Consider the following 17161-nt stretch of genomic DNA (forward strand, 5'->3'; position numbering starts at 1 on the left):
AAGTTTTTTTAGCCATCGAGCGGCGACAAGCTCACAGCCATACCCGGAACCCCTGGGTCCTGCCGATCCTACGAATGACCGGCTCAGACCCACGCTTGGAAGGTAGGACAAGCTTAGGTGAGTTCGGTGCCGCGGGTTTCGGGCAGGCTGAGGAGGGCGACGAGGGCGACGGCGTAGCCCATGACGCCGTAAATGAGAGCGCCGCCGACGCCTGCGCTGCCTGCCGCGAAGCCCACTGAGGTCGGGAAGAAGGCTCCGATGGCGCGTCCGACGTTGTAGGTAAAGCTCTGGCCGGTGCCGCGGACCGCGTTGGGGTAGAGCTCGGCCAGGAAGGAGCCGAAGCCGGCGAAGATGGCGGAGGCACAGAAGCCCAGGGGGAAGCCGAGGACCAGCAGGAGGCTGTTGGCGCCCTGGGGGATGTTGATGTAGGCCATCAGCAGGCCTCCGCTGAGAACCGCGAACAAGGCGAAGGACTTCTTGCGTCCCAGGAGGTCGACGGCGTAGCCGGCGGTGAGGTAGCCGCAGAAGGCGCCGGTGATGAGCACGAACAGGTAGCCACCGGTACCGACAACGGTCAGGCCACGCTCGGTCTTGAGGTAGGTCGGCAGCCACGTGGCAATGGTGTAGTAGCCGCCCTGCACGCCGGTGGCCAGCAACGTCGCGAAGAACGTCCTGCGCACGAGGGTGCCCCGGAAGATCGATGACAGCGGAACGCGCTCCTCCTTCTTCGCGAGCCGCGCGGTCACCTCGGGCGCATCCTGAACCTTGCGGCGCACGTAGACCACCAGCAGTGCCGGCAGAGCACCGGTCCAGAACATCACCCGCCAGGCGATGTCGGGGTCGAGATTGTCCATCACCACGGTGCTCAAGATGACCGCCAGTCCCCAGCCGACGGCCCAGGAACTCTGGATGAAGGCCAGCGCCCGGCCGCGGTAGCGGCTCCTGGCGTACTCGGCGACCAGGACCGCGCCGGCTGCCCACTCCCCACCGAAACCGATGCCCTGAAGAGCGCGGCTCACCAGCAGCATCGGATAGCTCGTGGCGAAGCCGCACAGCACGGTGAACAGGGCGTAGGTACCCACAGTGATCATGAGGGTCTTGACCCGGCCGACCCGGTCGATCAGTACCCCGGCGAGGATGCCGCCGATAGCGGACATCACCAGCGTGACCGTGGTCAGCAGCCCTGCCTGCGCCTGGGTGAGGCTGAAGTAGGCCGCGATGGCGACCATGCTCAGCGGCAGCACCTGGAAATCGTAGGAATCAAGAGCGAATCCGCCGAACGCCCCCTTGAAGGCCCGGCGCCCCTGCGGGGTGAACGACCGGTACCAGGACCCCGGACCAGTCACCTCCTCGCCGACTGCCCGGGGGCCGGTTGGAGTAGATGCCACGGTGCACCTCACAACGAAGACGGGGAAGAAGCGTCGGAGAGTCTCCCGAGCCGCCAGCGCGGACCTTGCCCGTGCATCCCGTGACTCCAGCCTCCACGAGAACCCCAGCGACACGCATCTCTGCGGCCCCGATGTCGCATCACCGTTTCGCCGCGGACAGCTCCCGCTATAACCACATCGCCTCCCCCACACACTCCGGTCCGGATCCTGCGGGCCGGGGCGAGGTACAGGGCCAGTCAGCCCAGCTGACTCGCCGGGGACGCCGGAGCGACGACGTACTGGCGCAGGTAGAGGTCGCGGAAAGTGACGGGGCCGCGCGCACCCGGTGCCCGGTCGGCCCGCGCCGACTTTGCCCTCAACTCCCCACCCGTACAAGGAAAATGCCTAGTTCACAGCCCTCTGCAACACGTCACGGCGGCGGGCCGGCACGAATCTGACCTGAAGGCCCGGCACCGCTTGGGCGGCCGCGGGCAGCCGGTTCTCGGGTACGACACCTATCACGGGATAGCCGCCGGTGGTGGGGCAGTCAGCAAGGAAGAGGACAGGTTTCCCATCGGGCGGCACCTGGACCGCCCCCACCACCATGCCTTCGCTGGGCATTTCAAGGTGTACAGCCCGCTCGAGAGTGGGCCCGTCCATCCGCAGCGCGATGCGGTTGCTGCTGGGAGAGACACAGAAGCGGGCGGTGGCGAGCGTGTTGACCGCGGTGGTGGTGAACCAGTCGTCCCGCGAGCCGAGCAGTACAGGAAGCACCAGTTCCTCTGGGGGCCCTTGCCACACCACCGTGTCGGCATGGAGCGGTGAGCCGACTACCTCGCCCAGGGGCAGGGTCTCCCCGCCCCTGAGCGGGTCCGGGCCGAGGCCGGAGAGCAGGTCGGTGGAGCGGCTGCCGAGGACGGGAGGTACCGCGACGCCTCCGCTGATGGCGACATAACTGCGCAAGCCGCTGGTGACTGTACCCACCTCGAGCACGGCGCCAGCCGGCAGGTGTACTGCGCCTGCCCACGCCGCCGGCCGACCGTTGACCCGCACCGGTGCCGGCGCCCCGGTCACTGCAACGATCGCGGCCTGCGTGGTGCGCACGGCCACCCCGGTCAGCGTGGTCTCCAGTGTTGCCGCGTCGGCGGGGTTGCCCACCAGTCGGTTCGCCAGTCGGTGTGCCGGCTGGTCGAGTGCCCCGGAGCGCGGCACGCCAAGGCTGGCGTGACCAAACCGGCCCAGATCCTGGATGGTGGTGAGCGCGCCGGCCCGTACGACTTCCAGCTTGCCGCCGCTCATGCGATGCGCCTTTCGGCATTCGTTCCTGCTGCAGGTCCGTCAGTGCTCTCCAACCTGGGCTCCTGGGGGACGAACCGCACTCGCATGCCGGGGATCAGCAGCGCTGCGGGCTCGCGCTCCATGTCCCACAGGCGCACGTGGGTCGTTCCGATCAGTTGCCAGCCGCCGGGGGAGGCACGCGGATAGATGCCGGTGTACGGGCCGGCAAGCGCAACGGAGCCGGCGGGTACAGAGGTGCGTGGTGCGGCACGGCGCGGCACGTGGTGTTTCTCGCCGAGTCCGGTCATGTACGCGAATCCTGGGGAGAATCCGCAGAAGGCCACGCGGTGTTCGATGCTGCTGTGGATCCGTACCACGTCCTCTTCGGGGACTCCCCACAGTTCAGCGACCGCGCCGAGATCTGCCCCGTTGTAGTGCACGGGGATTTCCAGGAGGGGTCCGCTGTCGGCCGCCAGCGTGGGCACGGACCACTGGCGCAACTCCGCCTCGAGGGCGTCGACATCGGACACCCCGTACAGGAGAACGGTCTTCTCTCCGGGCACGATTTCGCGTACCGGCGCCAGTGTTCCTGCGCTACGGCGGCTCAGGAACTGAGCGTGCCAGGCCTGGGCCTCTTCAGGCGTGTCCAGGTCAACAAGCAGGGAGTCCTCCCCGACCGGCCTCAGTCTCATGCGAACGCCTCCACCCTGACTCCGGCCTCCTCCAGCGCCGCGCGTGTCTGCTTGGCCAGTTCGACCGCTCCGGGGGTATCCCCGTGCAGGCACAGGGAATGCGCTCGTATGGACACGGATTCGCCGCCCAGCGCAGTGACGCGGCCGTCCCGCGCGAGGGCGACGGCCCTGCGGGCGACCTGTTGTGGATCGGTGATCACCGCACCGGGGGTGGCCCGGTGGGCAAGCGTCCCTGTCGCCGTGTAGGCACGGTCGACGAATGCCTCGTCGACCGCGGGGAGTCCGACACGCTGGGCCTGCACGTGCATGGCGGAGCCGGGCAGGCACAGCACTGGCAGTGTGGGGTCGGCGAGCCGGGTGCCCGCAGCCACGGCGGATGCCTGTTCCTGGTCGGACACCACGCGGTTGTACAGCGCGCCATGCGGCTTGACGTAGGACACCGTCGCTCCGGCGGCCCGGGCGAACACCTGAAGGGAACCGATCTGGTAGGTGATTTCGTCGGCGAGTTCGTCGCTCGGTACGTCCATGGCCCGGCGGCCGAACCCGGCCAGGTCCCGGTAGGAGACTTGGGCGCCGATCCTCACGCCGCGCTCGGCCGCCATGTCACAGACCCGGCGCATGATGCTCGGATCGCCCGCATGAAAGCCGCAGGCGACATTGGCGCTGGTGACGACCGACAACATGGCCTCGTCGTCGGTGAGCACCCACCGTCCGTAGCCTTCTGCGAGGTCTGCATTGAGGTCGATCACGATGTCTGTCATCGCTGCCTGGTCTCCTTGAAACAGTCCGTTCGGCACGAGGTACCACCGCGCCGTCATACGAGGCGGTAGTCGGTGTCTCGGGCGTCGGTGATCAGCATGTATCCGGGTGCGTGAGTTATCGCGAATGGCGGACGCGAGGCCATCAGAGCTGCCTGCGGCGTGACGCCGCACGCCCAGAACACGGGCACATCGCCCGGCTCCGCATACACCGGGTCACCGAAGTCCGGACACGCAAGGTCCTCGATGCCCAGAGCGCCGGGTTCCCCGATGTGTACTGGGCCTCCGTGCACTGAGGGCATCAGCCCGCTCACGCGGGTCGCGGTGCCGACGAGGTCGACCGGGATCTGCCGCATGGACACCACCATGTGGCCGTGCAGCCGGCCGGCCGGGCGGCACTCGCGGGTCGTCTGGTACATCGCTACGTTGCGCCCCTGGTCGACGTGGCGCATCGGTACGCCTGCGTCGGTCAACGCGGTCTCGAAGGTGAAACTGCATCCGATGAGGAAGGTGACCAGGTCGGTACCCCAGACATCGATGACGTCGGAGGGTTCGTCGACCAGCCGGCCGTTCTCCCAGACGCGGTAGCGGGGGACGTCGATGCGCAGGTCGGCGTCGGCGGCCAGTGTCGTGGACCAGGACCCCGGGTCGGTGACATCCAGGACGGGACAGGGCTTGGGGTTGCGCTGGCAGAACAGGAGGACGTCATACGCCCAGTCGGCGGGGACTGCGATGAGATTGACTTGGGTGTAAGTGGCGCACCACCCTGCGGTGGGAAAGCTCGCGCCGTCCCGGAACATCGCCCGCGCCTCGCCGGGGGTCAGGGCCTGCGGATCGGCGACTGTCGTCATCAGCTTTCCTCTCGTCGCACTGCCCACTGGAATTATTGCCGCGCCTGTGCGGTCGGGCGTTCGGCACCGGTGGCCTGTGAACGACGTTCCGCGTCTCCCCTGCCCTGACCTGTGATGTCTGTGGATCTTGGGGCGCGACTGTTCACGGCCACACCAGCAAATATAGAGGATCGTTGAACGATCCGACAAGGGCTCTGTTGTTTCGTCCGCAGCTTTCCGGTTGACTAGACAACACAGGAAACCGCCCCTGGGAGACCGTCGGACGCACCGTCGGCCGTGTGAGAAGGATGGAAGCCATGACAGCCGAGGTCGACCAAGCCGCGCTCGTCAATGACCGCGCGTTGCTCGGGCGCTCCAGCACCGCCGACCGGGTCGCTGACATTTTGCGTACGCGCATCGCCGAGGGCTACCTGCCACCGGGGAGCAAGCTCTCCGAAGACACCATCGGCAACGCCCTGGGGATCTCCCGCAACACTCTCCGAGAGGCGTTTCGTCTGCTCACCCACGAGAGGCTGCTGGTCCACCAGCTCAACCGCGGCGTATTCGTCCGTATGCTCACCGTGCAGGATGTCACCGACATCTACCAGGTACGCAGACTCATCGAGTGCGCAGCGGTACGCAATCTCGGGGTACCGCCCTACGACCTGAGCCCGGCCGAGGCTGCGGTCGCCGAAGGGGAAAAGGCCGCCGAGGAAGGCGCCTGGCGCGAGCTGGGCACCGCCAACATCCACTTCCACCACGCCGTCGTGGCCCTCGCCCACAGCAAACGTCTGGACGAGCTGATGCGCGGCATCCTGGCGGAACTGCGCCTTGTCTTTCATGCCATGGACAATCCGCGCAGCTTCCATGAACCGTACCTGGCGCGCAACCGGGAGATCCTCGCCGCCCTCAAGGCAGCGGACAGGGTCAAGGCCGAGCTGCTACTGGCCGCTTACCTCGACGACGCCGAGAAACAGCTCGTCCAGAGGTACTCCGACCGCATCGCTGAAGGTGGCTCACACCTGTAGAGCGGGCCTGCCCAGCACGGCCCCGACTGCCTGATCACTCACTGTCGCCACCGGGTTCCTCTTATCCGCCGGCGTCGGCCATGGGCCAATGCAGCTGTGCGTTGGCAACATCGAAGGGATAGACGAGGCGGTACCGCCCGTTCTGGATCTGCTCAACGATGCCCCGGGCTCCGATGTTCTGGTGGTTGTCGTCGAACTTCACGCCGTCCCACGGCATGATCGTGTCCCGCCCTGGAACATCGATGTTCACCAGTGCTGAGCGGATATCGGCCGGTGTGCGGGACCGGGCATCGTTGATCGCCTGTGCGAGGCTCATGACGGCTGTGAACGCACGGGCGGCGTCGTCGTTCATGGGGGCGTGGTAGGTCTGCTTGTAGAGGTCTGCGACAGCCCTGGCCGTGGGGTTGTGCTGGGCCAGGTCGGCCGACCAGGCGAAGCGGCTGCAGACGCCCTCCGCGGCGCGCTTGTCCTTCTGGATGAAAGCCGGATCCGCATAGCCCCCTCCGAACGCTATGAGCGCGGGTGGCCGGTAGGCGAGACGGTCGAAGGAGGCTCTCAGCGCCAGAGCCTGGGGGGTGTACAGCAGGGTCAGGACGACATCGGGATCCGATCCGCTCGCCGTTTGCGCGTGGGAGGACAGGTCGGTGGACTGGGCGCTGACCTTGATGGCGGCGACGACTTTGCCGTCGATGTGGGAGGCAAGACGTTTGATCATGGCGGATCCGTCATTGCCGTATTGATCGTCGGTGTGGACGACCGTGATGCGTTTGACGGAAGTTCCCTTGCTCTGGCGTTCTTTGAGCAGGGAGAAGACCACGCGGCCGTAGTTCAGGTCGGAGGGGCCGGTGCGGAAGAACCAGTCCAGTCCCCGCTCGGTCAGCGATGATGCCGAGGAACCTCCGTTCACGAAGGGGATCTTCAGTCGCTCGGAGCGTGCGCTGGCGGCTTCGGTGACGGCTGATTCGTATCCCCCGGCCATGGCGACCACATGCTTGGTGCTCACCAGCCGCGCCACTTCGGTGGCGCCACGCGATGGGGGGCCTGCGGTGTCGGCGGCCTGGAGCTTGATCTTGGCGTTGTGCAGGCGGGGGAGACCTGCTCCTGGCCCAAGCGGCAGGGGGATCGAGGGGTGATGGCCATTGATGATGTCCACAGCCAGTTCGGCGCCCCGCTTGGTCTCGGCGCCCGCTGAGGCGGCGGGACCGGACAGCGGCGCGAGGAAGCCGATGTTCACAGTGGCGTCGGATGGCGGTACGGCCGGCTCGCCGGTGCAGGCGGAGGTGAGGAGGAGGGCGGTGCACAGCAGTAGGCCGGTGCCCGTGGCCGGTCTTGACATCAGGATTGCCCTTCTCCGGTCGGCAGGTTGCCGCGGGTGTCGCTGCTGGTGGGGTTGTGGTTGGACTGGCTGGGGAGCGAGGCGGGTGACGGCCTTCCACTGGCGTGCAGGCCTTCGGCGAAGCGGCGGTGGTCCAGCCATTCCTGTGGGGAGCCGAAGGCCGGTTCGGCGTCGGTGGTCCGGTGTCCGCCGTGGGTGGGAGCAGCTTCGCCCTCGAGTGGCAATGCGGGCACCGCCGGCGAAGCCGCCGCCCCGACTGGACCGGGGTGGGCCGGGGCCTCGCCCGCCGCGGCGGAGTCGGCAAGGGCCGACCGGGTGGCATGTCCGTGACCGGGCGTGTGGTCAGGGCCGCGGCCGGCCAGCAGATCCCGGGGAATCCGTACCAGAGCCGTGGTCCCCTGGCGCGGGGAGGGAATCAGGTGCACGCCGATGCCGTGTTTGGCCGCGAGGCGGCCGACGACGAACAGGCCCATGCTCTGCCCCGCTCCAGGGTCGAGGGACAGGGTTGAGGCCAGGCGGTGGTTCACGGTCGCCAGGTACTCGGCCGTCATTCCGCTGCCTCGGTCCTCGATAGAGATCACGAGGTCGGTGTGATGGCCGCGAGCCGGCCGGCACGTCACGGTGACGCGCGAGCCGGCGCCGGAGAAGACCGTGGCGTTCTCCATCAACTCGGCGAGCAGGTGCACCAGGTCGGTGACGGCGTCCGCCACGATGGCGACTTCGCCCGCCGGCCGGCAGTCGATGCGGGTGTACTGCTCCACCTCGGCGCTGGCGGCCAGCAGAATCTCCGGCAGGGGCATCGGCTGCTGCCATCTGCGCCCGGTGTCGGAGCCCGCGAGCACCAGGAGGCTTTCGTCCGTGCGCAGCATCTGAGTGGCCAGGTGATCCAGCCGGAAGAGCCGGGCCAGGTGATCGGGGTTGGCCTCGTGTTGCTCCATGTCTCCGATCTCGGTGAGCAGTTTGCTCACCAAGTGCTGATTGCGGCTGGAGAGGTGGATGAACATGCCGTTGATGTGGGCGCGGAGTGCGGCCTGGTCCTTCACCAGAGCGACGGCGGCATTCTGCACGGCGTCGAATGCCTCGGCGACCTCCCCGATCTCGTCATTGGACGCCACAGCGGTCGGTGTGGCCCGGTAGTCGCCCAAATCATCGATGTCGGCCTGCCGCAGCCGTGTGAGCGCCTCGGGCAGGTGCTGGTTGGCGACCTGAAGCGCCGAGATGCGCAGGGTCTTGAGCGGGCGCGTCATGGACCGTACGACGACGGTGACCACCCAGCCGGTCGCCAGGAATACGGCGAGCAAGCCTGCCGCTCCCGACAGCGCTGCGCTCTGCCGGGAAGCGTGCGCCTGGCCGCTGAGGGTGATGAGGCGGTCGAGGATCTGTGATTCCACCTCGCGCATAAGCGTGATTTTGTGGGTGGACACCTTCCTCCATGTCGCCGGGTCGACGTCGACGCCGGGGGCCTGTGCCTGCTCGGCGGCGCGTTCCTGGATGGCTTGAGTGGCACTGACCGATACGCCCTTGACGGTGTCGGCGTACAGGTTCTGCTGTGCCTCGTTGGCCGTGGCCAGGAAGTCGTCGACGGACTCCTGTTGGCGTGCGACCGCGCCCGCGAAGTCCGGGAACTGGCCGACGAGGAAGGTGCCGGTGGTCAGGACGCTGTTGAGGTCGGCTCGCACTCGGCTGGTGTGCTCCACGGCGCGAGAGAGAGCGTTGAGAGCCCGGGCCTGCCTGGCGGCCTTGCTGCCGCCGTTGTGTGCGGCCAGGGCCGGTCCGAGGTCCATGAGCCTGTTGATGGCGGTGGTGTAGTAGGCGAGGATCGAGCTCTGCGTCAAGTTGGCTTCGTCCACGGAAGTACGCAGCGCCGGAAGGCTGCGAAGTTCCTCCGCGGCGGAGCGAAGGGCTATAGACAGCTGGAGATCGTGGGAGGGGTCGATGTCGTCGGCGGCCTGGCGGTAGAGGGCGGCGGCGGTGTCGACTTCCGCGCGCTGCCGCCGGGGGTTGGCCTCGGCGCCCTTGCGCCGGCCGGCGATGAATCCGGCTGTGACGTCGCGTTCGTCTTGGAGGGCGTGGACCAGGCGGAGGGCCGGTTGCTGAAGACGCGCGAGGGCGGAGAACTGTCCATAGTCGTCTACGTCGTTGATGGTGCGGGAGAGGCTGACGGCCGCCAGGACGCCGGCCAGGAGCCCGGGGATCAGCACGACGGCTGTCAGTTTGTTCCGGACTCGCCAGTTCTTGGGCTGAGTGAGGTGGCGCACCGCTGTGAGGTCGGGCCGGAAACGGTGCCGGGGCCGTGCTCTTGGGGATCGGCGTGCTCTCGCGCGCAAGGGATGGAACCTTTCATGGGATGCTGCCGACCCGCCTGCCGGAAGGGCACGAGGAGCATGCGGGTCGTCGGATCAATCGCCGACGGGCCGCCGGTGCCGAACGTCATGACCGCGCCTGTGCTGTCGCGCAGCAGGATGTCGGAATGGGGGACTCCGGCCATGTCGGTGGTGGCTGGTTGCTTCATCGCCAGCCACCACCGATCAGTTGGTCGGATGTGCGCCCCGGTCCAGGCGCTGATTCAGGTGAGCTCGGATCCGCGCGTCTCGGGCAGTCCCAGAAGGGCGACGAGGGCGAGTCCGTAGCCGATGGCACCGTAGATCAGCGCACCGCCGACACCCGCGGAGGAGAAGCCCACAGCGGTCGGGAAGATCGCCCCGAGCGCGCGTCCGACGTTGTACGTGAAGCTCTGGCCGGTGCCTCGGACCGCACTGGGGTAGAGCTCGGCCAGGTAGGAGCCGAATCCGGAGAAGATGGCGGATGCGCTGAAGCCGAGGGGGAATCCGAGGTACAGCAGCAGGGTGTTCGAGCCCGGAGGGATGTTGACGTACGCGACCAGAAGTCCTGCGCTGAGGAACGCGAAGAGCGCGAAAGCTACCTTGCGTCCCAGGCGGTCGACGAGGTGACCGGCGGTGACGTAGCCGCAGAAGGCGCCGGTGATGAGTACGAAGAGGTAGCCGCCGGTGCCGACGACCGTCAGACCGCGCTCGGTCTTGAGGTAGGCGGGCAGCCAGGTGGCGAAGGTGTAGTACCCGCCCATCACGCCGGTGGACAGCAGCGTGGCGAAGAACGTCTTGCGGGCAAGGCCGCCCTTGAAGATGGAGGACAGCGGAACGCGCGCATCCTTCTTCGCGAGCCGCTCCGTCACCCCCGGGGCGTCCTCGACGTTGCGCCGCACGTACACCAGCAGCAGCGCCGGCAGGGCTCCCGTCCAGAACAGCACACGCCAGGCGAGGTCCGGGTCGACATTGTTCATGAGCGTGGTGCCCACAATGACCGCCAGCGCCCAGCCGACCGCCCAGGAACTCTGGACCCAGGCCAGGACCCGGCCGCGATAGCGCGGCTTGGCGTACTCGGCAACCAGGATGGCTCCGGCCGCCCATTCACCGCCGAAGCCGATTCCCTGGAATGTCCGGAAGCCCAGCAGCATCGGGTAGCTCGTGGCGAAGCCGCACAGCACGGTGAACAGGGCGTAGGTGGCCACGGTGATCATGAGGGTCTTGACCCGGCCGACTCTGTCGATCAGGACTCCGGCGAGGATGCCGCCGACCGCGGACGCCAGCAGGGTGACCGTGGTCAGGAGCCCGGTCTGTGCCGTGGTGAGGCTGAAGTAGGCCGTGATGGCGACCATGGCCATCGGGAGCACGAGGAAGTCGTAGGAGTCGAGGGCGTATCCGCCGAATGCGCCCCTGAAGGCTCGACGGCCCTGCGGGGACATAGACCGGAACCAGGCGAAGGGGCCGGTGGTCTCGCCCCCCACTGTTGTCGGAGTGCTGGTCGGAGTGGATGTCACGGTGACCTCACGGGGGGAGAAAGAAGGGGGAACTGGCGTCAAGACGTTCTTCAGCGCTGCCGTCCGTGCTTCTGGCCTCTTCACGAGATCCCGACTACAGGCACATGCGGCTCGACGTGGGACCAACGTAGAGATCGTTGAACGATCCTTCAAGAGGGACAGAAGTTTTTTCTACAACTCGACTTCATCTCGGTGAACCCGAGGCACGAAGTCGTTCGCCGCCCGGGAGCCGGCAAGCTCGGCATCAATCGGCAGCACGGCCCACACCACATGGCCGTGCGGCAGGCGCCAGGCACCCCAGCTCGAGGACAGGACCTCGACCAGGTACAGGCCCCGCCCGTCGCAGTGGATGTCGTCGCCCGCCTCACGGGGAGCCGGAACACGACTCCACCCACGGCCGTAATCGCCGACCTCGAGACGAACGGCGTCCCCGGCCGGAGTGCGGATTCGCCGCACGGTGTGCCAGACCGGATCGTGCTCCGAGCCGTGGCAGATCGCATTGGTGAGGAGCTCGGAGACGATCAGCTCCGCATCATCGACCAGATGCGGCAGGCCCCACGCCTGCAGCCGGTCCCCAATCTGCCGGCGGGCGGACTGAGCGGATGCGGCCGTCGAAGGCAGGACCCAGGTCTCCCAGTCGGCAGTGCCGGCACGGTCAGCAGTGTCGGCACCCGGGATGACCGGCTGCGCCTGAATGGAGGTAAAAGGAGGCATTGCGCGCTCACTGGGAATGTGCACGGACTACGCCGCGCGGCGGTCCGCCTGCGAGAAGGCTCGAAGCGGCTGGATGATGGCTGATGCCGCGGCATCGGCCGGATCGCGGGACGGGAAGCTGATCCCGATCGCGAGTCGCGACCTCCGCCTTCCAGTGCGTAGGATCGTTCTACGATCCTTTTTCTGGATTATCAGTCAACTCCAACAGCTGTCAACCCCGTCGTCAGTCGGCAACGGAGTTCCGTAGTGCACCTCCGCAGCTTCTCTGATGGGCCGCTGCGCTGTGGGCATGTCAACGGCCGGGGACGGCTCCGCCACCCTCAATTCACTGCTCCACCCCCGCCCACCTGCAACAATTCAACACAGAGGGGCCAACGCGACCAACATGCCCCACCCCCGGATCGGGGCCGATGACCGCCCATCCCCGACCATCGAGGCCCATCTAGCCCGTTTCGTAATGTTTGAGTAAACGATTCCTTTTTGCGGTTTGAGCGGCGCCTCATCCGACCCGTGCCACTGACGTCCGGGAAGCCTGGGGCGACCCGCCGACCAGGAGGGCGCGCCCACGAGGCGGGGCACAACCCGTGCGCCGCCACATGGGCGTCCATCACCAGCCGAGAGCTCGCACTCGAGCTCGAGCGGAGGAGAGACTTCCCAAGCCATTGAAGAATCGTTCAACGATTCTCTACTATGCAGCCGGAGCGAGGCGTCGACAGGGCCAACCTCACGTTTTCACCACTACACGCAAGGAGAGGGAGACTCCCGATGGCCGCAGTGGAGAGCGATAACTCCGCCGCAGGGCAGATCAACGCTCTGCTGCGACGGATCAACGAGGCCGTGCACGTCGTGGAAGAGCAGCACGCCAAAGACAGGGTGAGTGCCCGCGAGCGCGTGGAGGAACTGCTCGACGAGAACTCCTTCGTCGAGCTGGACGAGATCGCCGAGCACCGGCTGAGCAACGCGCGGCTGGAAAAGACTCGCCCGTACGGGGACGGCGTGGTCACCGGCTACGGCACGGTCGGCGGCCGGCCGGTGGCCGTCTTCGCCCAGGACTGCTCGGTCTTCGGCGGCGTTCTGGGCGAAGCCGCGGGCCGGAAGATCGTCAAGGTGATGGACTTCGCGCTGAAGACGGGCTGCCCGCTCATCGGCATCAACGACGCCGGCAGGGCCCGCATCCAGGACGGCGGCAGCGCCCTGGGCGTCTACGGCGAGATCTTCCGCCGCCATGTGCACTCCTCCGGAGTGATCCCACAGATCTCGCTCATCATGGGATCGTGCGCAGGCGGTGCGGTCTACTCCCCTGCCCTGACCGACTTCACCGTGATGACCGAACGGACCTCGCACCTGGTCACCACCGGGCCGGATCTCATCAAAACCGTCACCGGCCAAGACGTCGACCGTCAGGAGCTGGGTGGCGCCCGCCGGCACACCACCACCACCGGTGTCGCGCACTACATGGCGGGCGACGAGAAGGACGCCATCGAGTACGTCAAGTCACTGCTGTCCTACCTGCCCTCCAACAACCTCGAGGAACCACCGGCCTACCCGGAGCAGGCCGAACTGGAGGCCTGTGCCGAGGACTTGGAGCTGGACACGGTCATCCCGGACTCCCCCAACCAGCCCTACGACATACATCACGTCATCGGGCATGTCCTCGACGACCACGAATTCCTCGAGACACAGCCGCTGTTCGCGCCGAACATCGTCACCGGCTTCGGCCGCGTCGAGGGCCATCCGGTGGGCATCGTGGCCAGCCAGCCGATGCAGTTCGGCGGCTGTCTGGACATCGACGCCTGTGAAAAGGCCGCCCGCTTCGTGCGGACCTGCGACGCCTTCAACGTCCCCGTACTGACCTTCGTGGACGTCCCCGGCTTCCTGCCGGGCACCGACCAGGAGTACAACGGCATCATCCGGCGCGGCGCCAAGCTGATCTACGCCTACGCCGAGGCAACCGTCCCGCTCATCACCGTCATCACCCGCAAGGCATACGGCGGCGCCTACGACGTCATGGGCTCCACTCACCTGGGCGCTGACCTCAACCTCGCCTGGCCCACCGCACAGATCGCGGTGATGGGCAGCCAGAGCGCCGTCGACGTCCTCCATCCCGAAGCGCAGACCGCGGCCGAAGTCCCGGACCCAGTCTCCCTGGAGGAGAAGCGCTCGAAGGCGATGGCCGAGTACGAGGAGGCGCTCCTCAACCCCTACATCGCCGCCGAGCGAGGCGACATCGATGCCGTCATCATGCCGTCCCAGACGCGGCAGCACATCATCCGCGGCCTGCGGGCGCTGCGAACCAAGCGAGAGACGCTGCCCCCGAAGAAGCACGGCAACATCCCGCTCTAGACCAACAGCCACCGCCGGACGTTGCCGACGCCCCTCCCCTCCCATCCAGGAGCACACCATGCCCCCCATCAAGGTGCTGTACGGGCAGCCCACCCCCGAAGAACTGGCCGCCGTCATCGCTGTGGTCCAAGCCCGCGCCGCCACCGCGGCAGCCGCCCCCGAACCACCCCGCAGACCCCCGGTCTCCGCTTGGACCGATCGCGCCACCGCCATCGCCCTACGTCGACAGACGCTCCCCCGCCTGAACAATCTCACCACCACAACACCCGCCGAACCGACCCGCTGAACCGCCGCGCGCCGATCCCCGCATACTCGCGCTCTCACTGATGTACGTCCCCGACCGCGGACCCATCCTGATCCAAGCGGCGCCCGCCCCGAAGGCTCATATGACCCCGCAGGCGCCAACAGATGCTTGGCCATCCCCCTGATGTCACGTCGCGGCGCCGTCTGGGCTCAACCGAAGTCCGAGCTCGTCGGCATGACGACGATGTCGCGCACGCAAATGCGCTGCGGTAGCTTCCAGCAGGACAAGATGATTTCGGCCAACTCGTCGGCGCCGATGAAGTCTGGATGGCCGAGCCGCTCGCAGTACTCCTCGAAGCTGATTCCCATCTCGGCGTGACTCCTCCCCGCCCTGAAGGACGGGGCTTCTCGCTATGCCAGTTGGGCTTCGCGACGGACCAGCCCGGCCCGTAGAACGTTGAGAGCGCCCACAGTGTCGGCGTGCGCGGTGTGGCCGCAGGCGACGCAGTGGAACTTCTCCTGTGTGGGCCGGTTCTCCTTCGCTGTGTGCCCGCATTCGGGGCACGTACGGGAGGTGTTGCGGGAGTCCACGGCCATCACTTCCCGCCCGGCGCTTTCAGCCTTTGCGTTCAGGATCGCGAGGAACACCCCCCAACCGGCATCGTTGATCGAGCGGTTCAGCCCGGCCTTGGCCGGGGCACCGTTGGGCAGGAAGGTGCCCGGCTGGTCGGGGTCCGGCTTGGGGGCGGGGGCCTTGCTCATGTTGCGGATCTTGAGGTCTTCGTGCGCGATGAAGTCGTGGTCGCGGACCAGGCCGAGGGCGGTTTTATGCGCGTGGTCCAGGCGCTGACGGCGCACCTTGCCGTGCAGCTTGGCGACCTGCTCGACGGCCCGCTGGTGGTTGGCGGTGCGGTCCTTCGCCCTGCGTCGCGGGAACCGGGACAGTGCCTGCTGCGCGGCTTCGAGCCTCGCGGCAGCGTGGCGGCCGTGACGCGGATTCTCCACGAACCCGCCATGGGAGTCGGCGAAGAAGTTCGCTATGCCCAGGTCGATGCCGACCACACTGCCGGTCCCCGGTAGCGGCTCGGGCTGCTCCTGCTCGGCGGTCAGCACGACGAACCACTTCCGCCCCTCGCGCTTGACGCTGATCGTCTTGACCTTGCCCACTACCGGCCGGTGCCGGTTGACCTTGACATGTCCGACGCCTTGCAGGCGCACGCGGGTGACAGGGTCGTGCGAGGTGGAGTCCCACCGGCAGCCGTCGCCGTCTTTGGGGAACTCCACCGTGTCGAACCAGTTCACCCCACGAAAACGGGGATACCCGGCCCTCTGGCCGGACTTCACCCGGCGGAAGAACGCCGCGAACGCCTTGTCCAACCGGCGCAAGGTGGCCTGCTGCGAGGAGAAGGACCAACGCCCCTGACGCTCAAGGTCGAAAGCCCGAATCTCCTTCAACTGCGCCGACTGCGTCCCGTACCGGACGGTGGTCTTCGAGGTGTGCCGGTAGGCGTCCCGGCGTTCCTGCAACGCCCCGTTGTAGAGGGAGCAGTGATCCCGCAGCATCTCGCCGAGCGCCTGGCCCTGCCGGACGGTGGGCCGCATGAGGAACTTGTACGCACGGATCATCCAGCCCACCCCCTCCGGTCGAGTTCGCTTGATCATACTACCCTTGGCGTATGTCACCACGCTGGGAACCAGATCCCGACATCCGTCGCGGAAACCACGTCATCTACAACCTTCACGTGCACTTGGTGTTCGTAACGAAATACCGGCGCGGCGTCTTCAACGACGAGATGCTGACACGCTGCGAAGAGATCATGCGGAACGTCTGCCAGGACTTCGAGGCGGAACTCAAGGAGTTCAACGGCGAAGAGGATCACGTGCACCTGCTGGTGCACTATCCGCCGAAGGTTGCCCTGTCCAAGCTGGTCAACAGCTTGAAGGGTGTCTCTTCCCGCTACTTGCGGCAGGAGTTCACTGGCCGCACCAACCGCGCCACTATGCACGGCCGGTTCTGGTCGCCGTCCTACTTCGTGGGGTCCTGCGGCGGCGCACCGCTGTCTATCGTCCGCCAGTACATCGAGCAGCAGAAACGCCCGCTCTAACGTGCGGGTCAGAGCAGCCCAAAGATCGCATTCCCTCCCGGCCTGAAAGCCGGGATTCCCTGCGAAGATCAGGATGGATGTTGGTCCTGACGAAGCCTGGCGCGACGTTCATGACACGGATGTTGTTCTCGGCCTGGCCCTTCTGCAGGGAGCCCGCCAGCGAATGCAGCGCGGCCTTGCAGGCGTGATAGACCTCGCCGTCCGGGCCCGGCACGCGGTCACCGATCGAGCTCACATTGATGATCGTGCCGCTGTTACGCGCCTTCATGTTTCCCAGAACCACGCGGATCCCGTTGAGCACGCCCTTGAGCAACACGTCGACCTCGTAGGACATATCCGTCGGGTCCCGGGTCTCCAGCGCGCCGATCCTGAGGAATCCCGCACAGTTGACGAGGCATTCGGTCGGCCCATGCCGGGCTTCCGCCGTGTGGACTGCTGCTTCGAGTGCGGCGTAATCGGAGACGTCGACCGCTGCCGACATGATCTGTTCAGAAGGCAGCCCGTCGAGCGGTACGGGGTGCCGCGACACCAGCAGCAAGGGATGCTGCTCCGCTGCGAAGGCCGCCGCTGCAGCCCGACCGATGCCGTGGCTCGCCCCGGTTACCACGATGAGTGGTTTCGACATGAAG

Annotated in this window: 17 protein-coding genes; 4 read left to right on the forward strand and 13 right to left on the reverse strand. The window is 66.9% G+C overall.

The annotated features are described in order from the left end of the window. Positions 1 to 113: 113 nt before the first annotated feature. From ACZ3H8_RS38180 to ACZ3H8_RS38200, 5 genes are all read right to left on the reverse strand, one after another. A complete protein-coding gene (locus tag ACZ3H8_RS38180) occupies positions 114 to 1388 on the reverse strand; it encodes an MFS transporter (RefSeq protein WP_467409634.1) in 1275 nt (424 codons plus the stop codon). Between the two features lie 384 nt (positions 1389 to 1772). After that, positions 1773 to 2666, reverse strand: a complete 894-nt coding sequence (locus tag ACZ3H8_RS38185; RefSeq protein ID WP_467409636.1) for a 5-oxoprolinase subunit C family protein — start codon at positions 2664 to 2666, stop codon at positions 1773 to 1775. After that, the gene (locus tag ACZ3H8_RS38190; protein WP_467409637.1) at positions 2663 to 3337 is read right to left on the reverse strand and encodes a 5-oxoprolinase subunit B family protein; all 675 of its coding nucleotides are present in this window, start codon (positions 3335 to 3337) and stop codon (positions 2663 to 2665) included. Before ACZ3H8_RS38190 ends, ACZ3H8_RS38185 begins: the two co-directional genes overlap by 4 nt. Beyond that, positions 3334 to 4098, reverse strand: coding sequence for a LamB/YcsF family protein (locus tag ACZ3H8_RS38195; RefSeq protein WP_467409639.1), 765 nt, complete (start codon positions 4096 to 4098; stop codon positions 3334 to 3336). Before ACZ3H8_RS38195 ends, ACZ3H8_RS38190 begins: the two co-directional genes overlap by 4 nt. A 53-nt stretch (positions 4099 to 4151) precedes the next feature. Further along, positions 4152 to 4946, reverse strand: coding sequence for a putative hydro-lyase (locus ACZ3H8_RS38200; protein WP_467409640.1), 795 nt, complete (start codon positions 4944 to 4946; stop codon positions 4152 to 4154). Positions 4947 to 5242: 296 nt separating this feature from the next. On the opposite strand from ACZ3H8_RS38200, the gene ACZ3H8_RS38205 reads away from it, so the two are divergent. After that, positions 5243 to 5953 (forward strand): GntR family transcriptional regulator, encoded by a 711-nt coding sequence (locus ACZ3H8_RS38205; RefSeq protein WP_467409641.1) that lies wholly within the window; start codon positions 5243 to 5245, stop codon positions 5951 to 5953. A gap of 61 nt (positions 5954 to 6014) precedes the next feature. On the opposite strand, the gene ACZ3H8_RS38210 is transcribed toward ACZ3H8_RS38205, so the two are convergent. From ACZ3H8_RS38210 to ACZ3H8_RS38230, 5 genes are all read right to left on the reverse strand, one after another. Continuing rightward, positions 6015 to 7289: an ABC transporter substrate-binding protein gene (locus tag ACZ3H8_RS38210; protein ID WP_467409643.1), complete on the reverse strand. Its 1275-nt coding sequence runs from the start codon at positions 7287 to 7289 to the stop codon at positions 6015 to 6017. Continuing rightward, positions 7289 to 9490 (reverse strand): sensor histidine kinase, encoded by a 2202-nt coding sequence (locus ACZ3H8_RS38215; protein ID WP_467409644.1) that lies wholly within the window; start codon positions 9488 to 9490, stop codon positions 7289 to 7291. The genes ACZ3H8_RS38210 and ACZ3H8_RS38215 overlap by 1 nt, the downstream gene beginning before the upstream one ends. Before the next feature lie 8 nt (positions 9491 to 9498). After that, on the reverse strand, positions 9499 to 9801 hold the full coding sequence (locus tag ACZ3H8_RS38220; RefSeq protein WP_467409646.1) for a hypothetical protein: 303 nt from the start codon (positions 9799 to 9801) through the stop codon (positions 9499 to 9501). 54 nt (positions 9802 to 9855) lie between these two features. Then, positions 9856 to 11127 carry an MFS transporter gene (locus ACZ3H8_RS38225; protein ID WP_467409647.1) on the reverse strand — a complete coding sequence of 424 codons (1272 nt, stop codon included), beginning with the start codon at positions 11125 to 11127 and terminating at the stop codon, positions 9856 to 9858. A gap of 171 nt (positions 11128 to 11298) precedes the next feature. Further along, a complete protein-coding gene (locus ACZ3H8_RS38230; RefSeq protein WP_467409648.1) occupies positions 11299 to 11841 on the reverse strand; it encodes an ATP-binding protein in 543 nt (180 codons plus the stop codon). 765 nt (positions 11842 to 12606) lie between these two features. Between ACZ3H8_RS38230 and ACZ3H8_RS38235 the strand changes: the two genes are divergently transcribed. Beyond that, on the forward strand, positions 12607 to 14184 hold the full coding sequence (locus ACZ3H8_RS38235) for an acyl-CoA carboxylase subunit beta (RefSeq protein WP_467409650.1): 1578 nt from the start codon (positions 12607 to 12609) through the stop codon (positions 14182 to 14184). Between the two features lie 58 nt (positions 14185 to 14242). After that, entirely contained in the window at positions 14243 to 14470 is a 228-nt protein-coding gene (locus ACZ3H8_RS38240) for an acyl-CoA carboxylase epsilon subunit (protein ID WP_467409651.1), read from the forward strand. A 167-nt stretch (positions 14471 to 14637) separates the two neighbouring features. Here the strand turns inward: ACZ3H8_RS38240 and ACZ3H8_RS38245 are convergent, their stop codons facing one another. Together ACZ3H8_RS38245 and ACZ3H8_RS38250 are read right to left on the reverse strand one after the other, a co-directional pair. After that, the gene (locus ACZ3H8_RS38245; protein WP_467409652.1) at positions 14638 to 14796 is read right to left on the reverse strand and encodes a hypothetical protein; all 159 of its coding nucleotides are present in this window, start codon (positions 14794 to 14796) and stop codon (positions 14638 to 14640) included. Between the two features lie 42 nt (positions 14797 to 14838). Then, complete coding sequence (locus tag ACZ3H8_RS38250; RefSeq protein ID WP_467409654.1) at positions 14839 to 16053, reverse strand: RNA-guided endonuclease InsQ/TnpB family protein; 1215 nt, start codon at positions 16051 to 16053, stop codon at positions 14839 to 14841. A 50-nt stretch (positions 16054 to 16103) separates the two neighbouring features. Between ACZ3H8_RS38250 and tnpA the strand changes: the two genes are divergently transcribed. Further along, the gene (gene tnpA / locus ACZ3H8_RS38255; protein WP_467409655.1) at positions 16104 to 16532 is read left to right on the forward strand and encodes an IS200/IS605 family transposase; all 429 of its coding nucleotides are present in this window, start codon (positions 16104 to 16106) and stop codon (positions 16530 to 16532) included. Here the strand turns inward: tnpA and ACZ3H8_RS38260 are convergent. Next, positions 16489 to 17157: an SDR family oxidoreductase gene (locus ACZ3H8_RS38260; RefSeq protein WP_467409656.1), complete on the reverse strand. Its 669-nt coding sequence runs from the start codon at positions 17155 to 17157 to the stop codon at positions 16489 to 16491. The two genes, tnpA and ACZ3H8_RS38260, sit on opposite strands and share 44 nt — an antisense overlap. Between the last annotated feature and the right edge of the window lie 4 nt (positions 17158 to 17161).

The organism is Streptomyces sp. NPDC002868 (assembly GCF_055563295.1).

What these genes read in the sequence shown, in the direction of transcription:
- ACZ3H8_RS38200 (WP_467409640.1), bottom strand. Translation starts at nt 4,946, where the DNA reads ATGACGACAGTCGCCGATCCGCAGGCCCTGACCCCCGGCGAGGCGCGG.
- ACZ3H8_RS38240 (WP_467409651.1), top strand. Translation starts at nt 14,243, where the DNA reads ATGCCCCCCATCAAGGTGCTGTACGGGCAGCCCACCCCCGAAGAACTG.
- ACZ3H8_RS38235 (WP_467409650.1), top strand. Translation starts at nt 12,607, where the DNA reads ATGGCCGCAGTGGAGAGCGATAACTCCGCCGCAGGGCAGATCAACGCT.
- ACZ3H8_RS38190 (WP_467409637.1), bottom strand. Translation starts at nt 3,337, where the DNA reads ATGAGACTGAGGCCGGTCGGGGAGGACTCCCTGCTTGTTGACCTGGAC.
- ACZ3H8_RS38205 (WP_467409641.1), top strand. Translation starts at nt 5,243, where the DNA reads ATGACAGCCGAGGTCGACCAAGCCGCGCTCGTCAATGACCGCGCGTTG.
- ACZ3H8_RS38210 (WP_467409643.1), bottom strand. Translation starts at nt 7,289, where the DNA reads ATGTCAAGACCGGCCACGGGCACCGGCCTACTGCTGTGCACCGCCCTC.
- ACZ3H8_RS38250 (WP_467409654.1), bottom strand. Translation starts at nt 16,053, where the DNA reads ATGATCCGTGCGTACAAGTTCCTCATGCGGCCCACCGTCCGGCAGGGC.
- ACZ3H8_RS38245 (WP_467409652.1), bottom strand. Translation starts at nt 14,796, where the DNA reads ATGGGAATCAGCTTCGAGGAGTACTGCGAGCGGCTCGGCCATCCAGAC.
- ACZ3H8_RS38230 (WP_467409648.1), bottom strand. Translation starts at nt 11,841, where the DNA reads ATGCCTCCTTTTACCTCCATTCAGGCGCAGCCGGTCATCCCGGGTGCC.
- ACZ3H8_RS38185 (WP_467409636.1), bottom strand. Translation starts at nt 2,666, where the DNA reads ATGAGCGGCGGCAAGCTGGAAGTCGTACGGGCCGGCGCGCTCACCACC.
- ACZ3H8_RS38195 (WP_467409639.1), bottom strand. Translation starts at nt 4,098, where the DNA reads ATGACAGACATCGTGATCGACCTCAATGCAGACCTCGCAGAAGGCTAC.
- tnpA (WP_467409655.1), top strand. Translation starts at nt 16,104, where the DNA reads ATGTCACCACGCTGGGAACCAGATCCCGACATCCGTCGCGGAAACCAC.
- ACZ3H8_RS38220 (WP_467409646.1), bottom strand. Translation starts at nt 9,801, where the DNA reads ATGAAGCAACCAGCCACCACCGACATGGCCGGAGTCCCCCATTCCGAC.
- ACZ3H8_RS38260 (WP_467409656.1), bottom strand. Translation starts at nt 17,157, where the DNA reads ATGTCGAAACCACTCATCGTGGTAACCGGGGCGAGCCACGGCATCGGT.